The sequence below is a fragment of the Flammeovirga pacifica genome, from assembly GCF_000807855.2.
GTDB lineage: Bacteria > Bacteroidota > Bacteroidia > Cytophagales > Flammeovirgaceae > Flammeovirga > Flammeovirga pacifica.
Genome location: NZ_JRYR02000001.1, coordinates 4426117 through 4438876 on the forward strand (window position 1 = coordinate 4426117; position 12760 = coordinate 4438876).

Annotated in this window: 11 protein-coding genes and 2 pseudogenes; 4 read left to right on the forward strand and 9 right to left on the reverse strand. The window is 33.0% G+C overall.

What is annotated here, in order from left to right:
• Window positions 1-75: 75 nt before the first annotated feature.
• The 9 genes from NH26_RS17550 to NH26_RS17590 all read right to left on the reverse strand — a co-directional run bounded on the left by NH26_RS17550 (window position 76) and on the right by NH26_RS17590 (window position 9403).
• Window positions 76-1260 (reverse strand): hypothetical protein, encoded by a 1185-nt coding sequence (locus NH26_RS17550; protein WP_052431857.1) that lies wholly within the window; start codon window positions 1258-1260, stop codon window positions 76-78.
• 2 nt (window positions 1261-1262) lie between these two features.
• Window positions 1263-1934 (reverse strand): ABC transporter ATP-binding protein, encoded by a 672-nt coding sequence (locus NH26_RS17555; RefSeq protein ID WP_044220081.1) that lies wholly within the window; start codon window positions 1932-1934, stop codon window positions 1263-1265.
• A 44-nt stretch (window positions 1935-1978) separates the two neighbouring features.
• On the reverse strand, window positions 1979-3190 hold the full coding sequence (locus tag NH26_RS17560) for an ABC transporter permease (protein WP_206780203.1): 1212 nt from the start codon (window positions 3188-3190) through the stop codon (window positions 1979-1981).
• Between the two features lie 7 nt (window positions 3191-3197).
• On the reverse strand, window positions 3198-4412 hold the full coding sequence (locus NH26_RS17565; RefSeq protein ID WP_044220083.1) for an ABC transporter permease: 1215 nt from the start codon (window positions 4410-4412) through the stop codon (window positions 3198-3200).
• A gap of 10 nt (window positions 4413-4422) precedes the next feature.
• Window positions 4423-5175, reverse strand: a complete 753-nt coding sequence (locus NH26_RS17570; RefSeq protein ID WP_044220085.1) for an outer membrane lipoprotein-sorting protein — start codon at window positions 5173-5175, stop codon at window positions 4423-4425.
• A 1-nt stretch (window position 5176) separates the two neighbouring features.
• Complete coding sequence (locus tag NH26_RS17575) at window positions 5177-5767, reverse strand: TetR/AcrR family transcriptional regulator (protein ID WP_044220087.1); 591 nt, start codon at window positions 5765-5767, stop codon at window positions 5177-5179.
• A gap of 152 nt (window positions 5768-5919) precedes the next feature.
• On the reverse strand, window positions 5920-7029 hold the full coding sequence (locus NH26_RS17580) for a hypothetical protein (RefSeq protein WP_044220090.1): 1110 nt from the start codon (window positions 7027-7029) through the stop codon (window positions 5920-5922).
• 136 nt (window positions 7030-7165) lie between these two features.
• Window positions 7166-8356 (reverse strand): hypothetical protein, encoded by a 1191-nt coding sequence (locus NH26_RS17585; RefSeq protein ID WP_044220092.1) that lies wholly within the window; start codon window positions 8354-8356, stop codon window positions 7166-7168.
• Window positions 8357-8575: 219 nt separating this feature from the next.
• Complete coding sequence (locus NH26_RS17590) at window positions 8576-9403, reverse strand: lysophospholipid acyltransferase family protein (protein ID WP_084812223.1); 828 nt, start codon at window positions 9401-9403, stop codon at window positions 8576-8578.
• 408 nt (window positions 9404-9811) lie between these two features.
• On the opposite strand from NH26_RS17590, the gene rplU reads away from it, so the two are divergent.
• The 4 genes and pseudogenes from rplU to dnaA form a co-directional block, all read left to right on the forward strand.
• Entirely contained in the window at window positions 9812-10123 is a 312-nt protein-coding gene (rplU, locus tag NH26_RS17595; protein ID WP_044220094.1) for a 50S ribosomal protein L21, read from the forward strand.
• 36 nt (window positions 10124-10159) lie between these two features.
• On the forward strand, window positions 10160-10420 hold the full coding sequence (gene rpmA, locus NH26_RS17600; RefSeq protein WP_044220097.1) for a 50S ribosomal protein L27: 261 nt from the start codon (window positions 10160-10162) through the stop codon (window positions 10418-10420).
• A 233-nt stretch (window positions 10421-10653) separates the two neighbouring features.
• Window positions 10654-10797 (forward strand): annotated as a pseudogene (locus NH26_RS25765) (DnaA N-terminal domain-containing protein); the annotation flags it as partial.
• Window positions 10798-11616: 819 nt separating this feature from the next.
• Window positions 11617-12753 (forward strand): annotated as a pseudogene (gene dnaA / locus NH26_RS25140) (chromosomal replication initiator protein DnaA); the annotation flags it as partial.
• Window positions 12754-12760: the final 7 nt, after the last annotated feature.

The following is a 12760-nucleotide window of genomic DNA, read 5'->3' on the forward strand; positions in this document are numbered from 1 at the left end:
TGTTGAACAGTTTATAAAAGAAAACCTGATAAAGGAGAAGATTGTCTCTTTATCAGGTTTTCTATCTGTCTCTAACTAAAAACTATATTTTAATCTCCAATTGATTTGTGATCCACCCTGACCATATAAAGAGTCATCGTCTCCAAAGAAGAACATGCCAAAGACAAGTAGTTCAAAGTTGTCACTAAAGGATGTAGTTAAGTTACCACCCACATAATAGGAGAGGTCATTACTATTGATAATGCTGTTAACTCCAATTCTTGTCAAAGGGGTTAATTGATATTGAGCTTCATTAAAAAAGGCAAACCTCGATAAACTTAATGTTTTAGGAGTTAACTCTAAGGAAGGATCAAAAGCACCAATTTTACTTGTAGCCCCATTACTATTGTAAATAGTTTCTGTATGTAGATATAATGAGTTTTTGAAAGTGTAATCTAAAGAGATATCAGCCACGACAGAAGCATCTTCTCCTGCATAATCAGGAATGAAATAGGTTGCTTCCCCTTTAAATCCTGCTCCTCCAATTTGACCTTCCCAGCCTGCACCGGCATGATAGTTCTCTCTAACGTAACCGCCAAGAACTTGAAAATCATATTGCCATACATTGAATTTGTATAAACCCGCAATATTGTAGTAATCAAATTGATTGGAAGGTGAGAAAACCACTTCAATAGAACTTGTCGCTCCAATATAATTTCTAATTAGGATGGCATCTGCTCCTGGTCTTTCTTCATAATCAAAATCAAAAAAGGAGTAGGTATTAAATAAATCATTGGGGTTCCAAATCATAGAAACGCCCCAATTGATCCTTTGTCTACCAATTCTAAATTGCCAATCTCCTGTAGAGTAATCAGCGTAAGCTCTATCAATTTCTGAATTCAAAACAAAGGATTCTCCGGTAAGCCAGTTATAAGACATATTCACAGCATATTGATCTTGATTACCAAATTGGTTTTGATAATCAGGAACAAGCTTTGGAGAGGCTCCGTAAATCATCCTGTTTCTACCACTTAATCCAAAAGTCCATTTGTCTCCAGCATAATACTTAAAATTTAATCTATTATGAAAGAGGTTATCTATAAACCATTCATCAGAATAATCTTTTTGTACAGCAATGGTTTGCATGTATTTGATGTATCCATCTGCTACAAAGTTCTCTTTAAATTTGGAGACTTTTTCTTCTTCTTGAGCAGTAGTTGATAGAGAATAGAACAGTAGAAGAGAGAACAGAACAGAGAAAAGGGTTGTATTCTTTATCATGCTTATTTCATGTCGATAATTTTACCATCTTCAAAAGTGATAACTCTTTTAGCTCTATCCATTACTCTTTGATCATGTGTAGCGATAACAAAAGTAATGTTCTCTTTTTCGTTTAGAGATCTCATAATATCTAATAAATCGGCAGTAGACTTAGAGTCTAAATTGGCAGTCGGTTCATCAGCTAAAATCAATTTAGGTTTGGACGCTAGGGCTCTTGCTACTGCAACTCTTTGTTGTTGTCCACCAGATAATTTTGTCGGAAATTGATCCCCTTTGTTGCCAATACCCACTGCATCTAAAAGTTCTTTTGATCTAGCTGCTCTTTCTTCTTTAGATTTGCCTTGTAGTTCCATTATGAATTCTACATTTTCTTTGGCAGTCAATACAGGCATCAAAGAATAATCTTGGAATACAAAACCAATGTTGTCTCTTCTATAGGCAATCATTTCTGCAGAAGAACGTTGATGAAGATTTGTCCCATCAATCAAAATGTCTCCCGATGTAGGATTGTCTAACCCTCCTAAAATATTTAAGAAGGTGGTTTTTCCACACCCAGAAGGACCTACTACAGCAGTAAATTCTCCCTCTTCAATTTTTAAATTGACATGATTTAATGCATGAACAGGTACAGTATTTTCGTTATATGTTTTTATTATTTCTTTGATTTCAATCATTTTAGTAAAATTTTAGAGGATGATACAATTCGATTTCTTGAGGCTTAACCTTTGTATCGAACTGCTTCGGCAGGGTTTAACTTAATTGCTCTAAAAGCAGGAGGTAGGGCAGAGACAATTGCAGTGATGAGTACCATGAAAAATAACGGAATAAATGATTCTGCAGGAAGACTAGGGTATAAAATGTTACTGAAACCACCCATGTTTGTTTCTGCGTATTTTAATCCATGTTCGCCATAGTATTGGATAATACCAATCACTAAAATACCTCCGACAGCAGCACCTATCATAGATAGATAGATGGTTTCAAGAACAATCATCAAGAAAACTTTACCTCTATTTAAACCGACGGCCATAAGTACACCTAATTCTCTTGAACGTTCAAATATTGCCATGGTCATGGAGTTGAGTATTCCAAAACCAAGTGCGAATAAGATAATCCCTAAGATGATATAGCTGTTCGCATTTCCAGATTCAGCTAATGTGGCTAATTCAGGAGTTATCTCTTTCCATGTTTGAATATTTAAATCGGGATCCTTTATTTTCTGATTGATTTGCTGGGTGATTTTTTCAGGAGCACTACCACCATTTTCACTAGAGAAAGCAATTTCATGAATGAATTGCTCACCAGTATTTCTCCAAATGTCTTTACGTTGAACAAACGCAACAGATTTATCAAAATCAGGTGAGCTTGTAGAAAATATTCCTACAACTCTATAAGCGGTATTGATCATATCATTATTAGGCCCCATATAGGCAATAACAATTTTAGATCTAATTTTAATTTTGAGTTTTTTGGCTAGAGATGCTCCAATTACAATTTGATTCTTTCTCTTTCCTTCAAAATAATCTCCTTCAACAAAGAACTTTTCAATATTTGTGACCTTTTTTTCTTGTTGAGGATCAATACCAATAATTTTTAATCCTTGACTTTCGTTCGCAGAACTTCCCATACCATTAATCACCACTCTGGCAGAATGATTTTTCAGTATGCTATCACTTTCTAATATTGGTAGTAGGGTTTTATAGTGAGGAATGGAATCTTTAAAGCTATTATTAATTTCAAATCCTTTTTTATGAATTTGAGCATTACCAAGTTCAGTAATTAAAGTTTCTTCCACTTTTGATTCCATCATACCATTGATCATTGCCATAGTAAATATGCCACCTAAAAGACCAATCGCAATGGAGGTAATAAGAATGCCACTTCTAAGTTTATTCCTCCAAACGTTTCTCCAAGATATTTTTGTAATCATCATAATGTTAAGAGTGAATAGCTTCAACAGTTTTTAATCTTGATACATGATAAATAGGATAGAGGGTACAGACTATCATGATAACAAACATATTAATGGCTTGCGGATAGATAATATCAATATTAGAAGTGAATTGAAGTACAGCTTCCATACCCATTTCTTCCATTGCTTTTGCTTTAGCACCTGTGAGGTAGATAGGATGACTTTCCATGTAAAGTAAAATTGGATAGCCAATTAAGTAGGAAACAAATACACCAATACTACCTATCATTAATGCTTCTTGAACTAGCATTTTGTAGATTTTTATCCTTTCCATTCCTACTGCTGTAAGAATACCAAATTCTCTAACTCTTTCTATGGTCATCATTAAAATGGTAGAGAAAATACCAAAAGCAATAACTATATAAAGTATCATGATCATTAGTTTGCCACCTGCTCTATCAGTTTCTATCAGATTAACCATTTCTGGAGAAAGTTCAGACCAACTCATCACTTCATAATTCTCTTGAGGTAAAATAGATTGAAGATCTAAAACGGTCTGATCAATTTCATCATCAATATTTAAAATGTAGCTATTGATAAGGTTGGGTGCAGAAACAAAATGCTGGGCAGCAGATAAATCCATATACACAATTTGATTATTCATTTGTGGATTAGGATGTTTTAAAATTCCACTGATATGAAATAATTCTGCAGCAGTAGCTCCATGATACCCTTGACCTAATAAAGCAATCGTATCGTTCACGTTTAGCATTAGATAATTGGCTAAACCTTGACCAATAATTATTGATTTGCTTCCTTTTTTAAGGTATTCTCCTTTGGTCACTTTTGATGATAAATCACAAAGCTGATTTTCTCCATCAGGCTCCGTACCCACTACCATAACTCCTTTGGTCATTGAATCGGTAGCGGCCATGGCATAAGTTTCTAAACGCCCAAAGAGATTGGAGACATGCTTATGGTCCATCACCTTAGTTCTTATCTCTTCCTTATCTTCTATGAGGTTATTGATGGTTTTATCTTCCCAATAACCTTTCATATGAATTTGAGCATAGCCCATATAAAAACGAGCAGCAGTGTCAATCATTTGTTGATAAGAACCTTCTTGAAGTGATCTCATCAGAATAGCTAGAATAACAGCAAAGAATATGGAAGAAATACTAGTTATTGTTCTTCTTCTATTTCGCCATAAATTCCGCCATGCAATTTTAGTAATAAGCATAATGGGTAGATTAGCGTACTTTCTTCATGTTTTGTTGAGTGAAGAAACTCTCAGAGATTTTTTGATTGAATTTGGCATCATGGTAAATCATGACTGTTTTCTTTCCTTCTTCTTCGGCAGGGATCATTTCCATCCTTGTAGGAATAGTTCGGCCACCCAATTCTTTCAGTTCAGAGTTATTCAAAGTGTTGACTAGATACATGTCTTCGTCATAGTTTTCAACCTTCATTTGATTATATAATCCGTCAGTTGATACCCAAGTAATAACTTTACCCCAAACAACAGCAGCATCTTCATGAGGGATCAATTCTATTTTATAACATTCAACTTCATTGACCGTTTCTTTTCCTAGTAATTTGTGGCTATAATCTTCTACTACTGATGAGCCTCTCATAAGGTCATCGTTAGTAAAATCCGAACCCATCCAAGCTTGTGACATCATCGAAGGAGATATTTTGATAGTCCTTTCAATACTTGGGGTCCAGCTCCACATTTCTTTTTGTCGCTTTAGCGATGCAGATCCTTTGTCTTTAGCAGGAGAGGTAATCAACACTAAGAAATATTTATCAGTACCTTTAGACCAAGACTTCATTTCCATAGTTCTTGTCCAAGTCGGACGAACAACTTTCATTGTCATTTTGGTGTAGCTACTTTGTCCCCTTTGTTGATCCATCATTTTTTCAATTATTTCTTTAGCATCTTGAGCTAGCAAAGAGGAAATACTAAATAATGTAATTAAGATAGTAGTGATACTTTTTTTCATTTTATATTTTAATTGAGTTATAAACTTGTTGATATATATCTTCTATCACTTCCATAGGTTGATCATAGATCTTTGAGAAAGCCATGAGAGCAAATCCTTCAGAAGTGGTAATGAGGTGTCTACTTAACTTCACTGCATCAATCTCTTTTTTTATGAGACCTTTATTTTGATCTTTTTGAATACAATGGCTGAAAATATCGGTGTATTGTTGGAAGTAGGTCTTGCTCATTATTAATAATTCCTCATCATTTTTTATATAAAAGAGAATGTTCATATAAAATTCGAAGGTGTTGTTATTCTCCTCTTCAAAAGATTGAAGAAGGTATTTGTATTGTTCTAATAACATATCCATTACTTCCTTTAAGCTCATTTCCTGAAAGGGAATATCGAGGAATTGCTTAGCCATATCACTCCAAAAAGCCTTTACGCAAGCAATTATTAATTCGTCTTTATTTTTAAAATGATGATAAAAAGCTCCTTTAGATAAATTAGATGCTTTTACTACTTCATTTAAAGAGACTTTATTCATCCCTTTGTCTTGGAATAGTTTTACCCCAATGTCTATAATATGTGATTTAGTATCTTTTTCCATTATAATATTTTACATACCAACTGGTCGGTATGTCAATGTAGTGATAAATTTTAAAATAAAAAAAAACAACAATGAATTTGTTGTTTTCTTAGAAATGAAATGATGAGGCATAAAAAAATCCACTTTGTTAAAAGTGGATTTTTTTTAAGTTCTTAATTATCAAAAACTGGAACAGGTTCTTCTTTTAGAGACTCTGTATTGAAATGTTCAATAATTTCACCGTCTTTTCTAATAGTGACATGATCTTTTGAGCAGTTTACTTTGTACTCATGTTTCATGATGTTCACTGTGAAATTGTTATTATCTGTTTTCTTGAAAGTATAACCGTCTTCAGATTTGAACTCAGAAAGTAAGAAATCTTTATAATAAATTCCCACCCACTTTTTGTTGTGAGGTTTAACTCTGATATCGTGCTCATCTCTAAATACTTTCAATTCATATTTTTCAGTATCCTTAAGAACAAAGTATTTAGGAATGATTTTGAAAAGATATTCTCCATCGAATGCCCATTCATCACCTTTTTCTTTGTCTTTTAAATGTAGCCATGAATAATAATCGTTTAAGATTTCAAATTCACCATCTAAATATTTAGCTTCTTCTTTAATTTCTTCAGATAAATCGTCACGAGACTTAATCTCATCAACGTTTTTCATGCTATGCTTATAATGATTATAAACTAGAAATTCTTCATAAACCGACATCTCGAAAGTATTTGAAGTAGCTTCTATTTCTTCTTTTGTTGTTGTAGAGTCTGTGGCTGCATCAACTGTAACTACTTCGATAGAATCTTTTTCTTCTACTTCTACAGGAGGAGTAATAGTTTGTTCATCTTTTGCCATTTCTTCCTCAGGGCTGTTAGTAGTACTTTGAGTAGCTGCCGCTGCCATGTAAGAATCATCACCTCCAGCATTTTTGACTCTTTCATCAAAGTATTCTGGATCAGAATATTTTATCTGTCCGATAAGAACGGATGATACAATATGGTTGCCTCTTTTAACAGCAACATATCCTTTGCTGTTTTTTGTCATATCAACTAAGGCAACTTCTCCTTTACTATTAATAGGAGTCGAAGAACGTTTGTTGTCGATGTATGTCACAATGGACAATTCATCTGTTGAACTAACCTGATCAACAAATGCATAAAACTTATTGTCTTTTTCGGTGATTAATAAAACACCGTTCCAGTCATTGCTTGATTTAAAGCCAAATAACAATGCGAAAATAGATAGACATAAAAAGTAAGTAGAATTTTTGGTATTCATTAGGTAATGAAATTATAAAAATAGAATTATTGTGTAATAACTAGAGAACATCAATATTAGAATAAAAACAAATGTAAATAAAAAAAAACTTTTTTTAGACAAAATCATTAAATCCCACGAAATAAGTCAATAAAATTTAATTATTGTAATAAAATTGACTGTCGATTTTTAGGATATCCTTACTAAGCTTATGAAGTATTTTACCATTTTGCTTCACAACTAAATATTTTTTGTCTGAATAAAAAGTGTAAGATTCACCTCCAGTTTTTACTTTTAATAAGTTCTGGTTTGTTAATTGTATATGATATGGTTGGTTAGATTTGAAAGCTATGATTTCATGATTTCTATAATAAAAACCAAGAAGTTTCTTATTATGAGGTTTAACCGATATGTAATGTTTGCTTAAAAATGATTTAACTGCTTCTTCATCTTTATAGTTAATATCAAAGTACCTTTTATCAATAGAGAATAGATATTCACCATCAAAAGCCATTTCTGTATCTTTTCTTCTGTGTTCTAGGTAGAGCCAACTATCGTGATCTTTCACGACATTATAATCCGAGTCAAAGTGTCTTGCATCTTTTTTAACGGAAACGCCAGATCTTGTGGCTTCTTTCTTTTGACCTTTTATATATTTTGGAAATAAGGAATTATGAATTACTTTTTCGAAAAGGAGTAAATTATTGGTTTTACTTACCTTTACAGCACTTCTAGTAGCTACAACTTCTATTTTTTCTTCTTCAATGACTTCTTGTGTTGGAAGTTCTTCTAGTACTGCTTCACCTCTTGATTTTCTATTTTTTCTATCTTCTTTTAAAACAAAGCCTGCACCTACTTGACTAGAGGTAAGAACATCTCCATTTTTTTGTTTATTCTTTGTTATAGCTGTTCTAGATGGAGCAGAAGTGTAAGTTTTAGAAGTAAATTGATAACCAATTTGTTTGTCCATATTTTTCATCACTGCACTTCTAGCTAAAAGATAATGCTGATTTGATGAAATAATATCATGAACTTTTACTGAAGCGACCACAAAACCCAATTTTTTTACTATAATAAAGCCAGTTACTCTTTGGTCTCTTTGGAAATTAACCTTGAGCATTCTGCCGTATTTTTTAACAGGGTGTTCAATTTTTTTACCATTGATATTAGCAATGATCACTAATTCATTGATTTGCTCTGTTTTATCAACAAAAGCAGAGATCTGTCCTTCCGATCTATTAGCTAAAAGTACTCCATCCCAGAATGGAGGAGAAAAGGAGGCAAAAGAATCAGATAAAGAAGTAAGTACAAAAAATATACTTATGAAGAATATTATATTTTTTTTCATAATAATAAAAGGTAATGCTGTGGGCAGCTGTAGAAGTAACGATAGAAAGTTGTTGTTATTTCACTAAAATAGTTTGAGTGCAAAAAAAAATTAGAAAATGGCAAAGACTGTAATTATTTTACACACAAAGAATTGAACACAAAAAAAACGGATTACTTGAATAATTCCAAAATAATCCGTCTTACTTTATATTTTATTTTTTAAATTCAAATAATATAATTAGTCAAATTTAGGTTTGTCATCTGGGTTTTGACCAATTTCATTAGTGATTTTCTTAACTATGTCATCAACAGATACATCACTAGAAAATTGTATAGGATCTTTTATTTTGACCTTTAGTTTTGTACCTCTTTTCTTAAATAATAACCCTTTTTTGTCAAAAGCTCTTCTAAAGCCATCAATTACAATAGGTACAACAATAGGGTTGTAACTTTTAATAATATTACCTGTACCTTTTCTTACAGGAGCGTAAGGACTTGTAGTGCCTTGTGGGAATGTTACTAACCAACCTTGATCTAATGCTTTTTTAATTTTTAAAGGAGCATTAATATCTGCACCCCTTTTTACATCCTTACCTTGTGCTCTCCAAGATCTTTTTACTGTTACAGCTCCGGCTAAAGAAAATATCTTTGGTATTATACCACTTTGCTTCATGGTTTCTTCAGCAGCGACATAATAAGTATTTACTCTTGGATTCAACATATATATAGGTAAAGGAGCAACACCTTTTTTAAATCCCCATTTAGCACTAGCAAAAATGTGATAAAAAGAAATCACATCAGTGTAGTAAGTTTGGTGGTTGGATACAAATAATACATTGTTTTTGGGAAGGTCTTTGAGTTTTTCCATTCCTTCCACTTGTAAATTATTATGTAGCTTGAGTCTTGGGTAAGTAAGTGCTGCAAGAGTACCAATTAGCATTCGCTTTAAAAAAAGAACATTGCCAAAATTATCTCTTTTAATTAACTGAAATTTCTTTTTTTTATTCGTTTCAGTTGCACTCGTGTCTTTGAAAACGTCTTTTATATCTTTATTATTCTCCTTCATATGATACCAATAATGTTGTTCTACCTAATCCGTAATTTACCATAACTCCTTTATATATATACCTCTATTTCATTAGTGGAGTTGTGTTTTGATTCAATAAATATTAGGAATGATACAAAAATACAAAATTAAATAAGGAAGAAATACCCTTTTTAAGAATACTTTTAATGGTATTTTTCTAAGATGCATATAGTCGCTGAATTAGAGAAGGATTCATTCATTATAATATCAGTTTTTAACGGATTTAGATTTATTTAATTTCAATAACCCCCTTTTTTTGATCTAAAAACGGGTATTTAAATTCTTTAAGGATTAATCTTCAATGTTTTAATAGTAAAATGTTTGTCTATTCTAAAAAATAAAGTTACATTTGCAGGCATTTCGAGGGAAATTATAATCGAAGACATAATGTACGCAATTGTAGAAATAGCAGGTCAGCAATTCAAAGTTGAAGAAAATAAATACATCTACACGCACAAACTTGATTCTGAAGAGGGTGCTGCGGTAGAATTTGAGAAGGTTCTTCTTGTAGATAACGCTGACAACGTATCAGTAGGAGCACCAACTGTAGAAGGTGCAAAAGTGACAGGTAAAGTACTTGGTCACGTTAAAGGCGAAAAAGTTATCGTCTTTAAGAAAAAGAGAAGAAAAGGATACAGAGTGAAAAACGGTCATAGACAACATTTCACAAAAGTCCTTATCGAAGGTATCTCTAACTAATTTATTTGGAACCGAAATTCCTAACGATAAAAAAACATGGCACACAAGAAAGGAGCGGGTAGCTCAAGAAACGGTAGAGAGTCGGAAAGTAAACGACTTGGTGTGAAAATTTTCGGAGGTCAGTTTGCAAAAGCTGGTAACATCCTAGTAAGACAACGTGGTACTAAACACCATGCTGGTTCTAACGTAGGGATGGGTAAAGATCACACATTATTTTCACTTGTTGACGGAACTGTAGAGTTCAAAAAGTCAAGATTGGGGAGATCTTTCATCTCAGTTGTTCCTTCAGCGGAATAATTATCTAGATGATAAAAATTAAGCCCAAATCTTTTTAAAAGATTTGGGCTTTTTGTTTGCCAAATTTTTGAAATTTGGTTCAAACGAGAAATAATTGTGTTAATGTATTGAGAAGGCGAAATAATTTTTAACTAATTATTGTTTATAACTTATGAACAATTAGGACAAAAACGTTATTTTAGCATATTATTTCATTAATATTTTCGAGCACAGATAGAAGAGGAGGAATTTAAATGGGAAATGATTGTGTAACAGTATGGCGTAATTGCCTTGACATTATAAAAGATGAGATCTCTGCACAGAGTTTTCATACGTGGTTTATTCCTATTAAACCCGTTAAACTGGAGAATAATGTCTTGACAATTGCAGTTCCAAGTCCCTTCTTTTATGAATGGCTAGAGGAATATTATGTGCATGTCCTGAAAAAAGCTATTAGTGCCGTTTTAGGACCTCAAGGAAAGTTAGAGTATTCTATGATGATGACTCGACGTCCTAAAAATGCACCTTTTACCGTTCAAAGAGGACCACAATCACCTCAACAAGAAGATCAAAATTATGGTCAAAATGGATATGGTAATGGAAATCAAGTAGGTGGTTATGGTGCTCAGCAGCAATATAACACCCCTCAGCAAGATAATTCAGCCAATCCTAATAGACCAAATTCTAATCAAGGGGATTATAATCCTTCTTATCAAGAAAACTCTTCTCAAAACCAAGGAGGGCAACAAAGAGGGAATTCTTTCGATCAACATCAAAGACCTTCTCATCCGAACCCATATGCTAAGGAAAACTTAGAAAAAAATAGACAAAACTATATGCAGAATGATGGGTTTCCTAACCCTAACCCTAATCAAAATCATTCTACAAATAATGAGCACCAGAACTATAATGATGGGAATTCTTATTACTCTGATCAGAATAGCTCAATGCCTAATCCTTATGGAAGCCCACAACCTCCAAACAACATAGGAAGAAATTTATGGGGAGATCCTCCAAATAATAATAATAATCAGGGGCAAATGCCTCAGTCTTCCAACAATAATCCTCATCAAAATAGGGACAATGTTGTAGGAAATCAAAATAATAATAGTTATCAAAATCCTCCTCAGTATAGAAAGAGTGGGAATGATAATATGCCGCAATACCGTAATTCTCAGCAAAATAGAATGATGGAACAGCAGCAACAACAACAACACCAACAACAACAAAGACGAGTTCCAACACAACCTCAAGGAGGGGATATGGATGGCTTTGTTGATCATTTTCGAGTGCCAAATGCTCAGGAAAGCTCATATAGAGAGTCTTACTTGAATCCAACTTATACATTTGAAACGTTTATCGAAGGTGATTGTAATCGATTGGCTAGATCTGCAGGTATCGCAATTGCTAGAAAACCTGGAGCAACAGCTTTCAATCCTTTAGTAGTATATGGTGGCGTTGGACTTGGCAAAACTCACTTAGCACAGGCTGTTGGTAATGAAGTAAAGTACAGTGATCCTTCAAAATTTGTATTGTATGTTTCTTCCGAGCAATTTACAACTCAATTTATTGAAGCACTTAAAAACAATAATGTTCAACAATTTACCAACTACTATTTACAGGTAGATGTACTAATTGTTGATGATATTCAATTCTTGGCTAAGAAAGAGAAAACGCAGGAGAATTTCTTCCATATTTTTAACCGTTTACATCAAAATGGTAAACAAATAATCATGACTACAGATCGACCTCCAAGAAGTTTGGAAGGTTTAACAGATCGTTTATTGTCAAGGTTTAAATGGGGATTAACTGCTGATATTCAAAAGCCAGACTTTGAAACTCGTGTGGCTATTGTTAAGCAAAAATTGATGTCTGAAGGAGTGATGGTGCCTGATGATGTTGTTGAATATTTAGCCTATAATATTGATTCGAATATAAGGGAGTTAGAAGGTACTCTTGTTTCTTTAGTGGCAAATGCATCATTAATGCAGAAACAAGTAGATCTTGACATGGCTAAAAATGCCCTTCTTAATATTGTTAGAAATACAGAGAAGGAAATTACTATTGAGTTTATACAACAAATAGTCTCTGAGTATTTTAGTATTTCTGTCGATGAACTGAAGTCCAAAACTAGAAAGAAAGATATTGCTCAGGCGAGACAAATTGCCATGTATTTCTCAAAAGAATATACTAAAGAACCATTGAAATCTATTGGTAATCAATTTGGAGGAAGAGATCATAGTACGGTAGTTCATGCTAGTAAAGCTGTAACTAAAAGAACTGCTTCTGATGCTTTATACAATCGCATTTTAGAAGAACTTCTTGACCAAATGAATATTAAAAGTAAAGGATAATAAATCA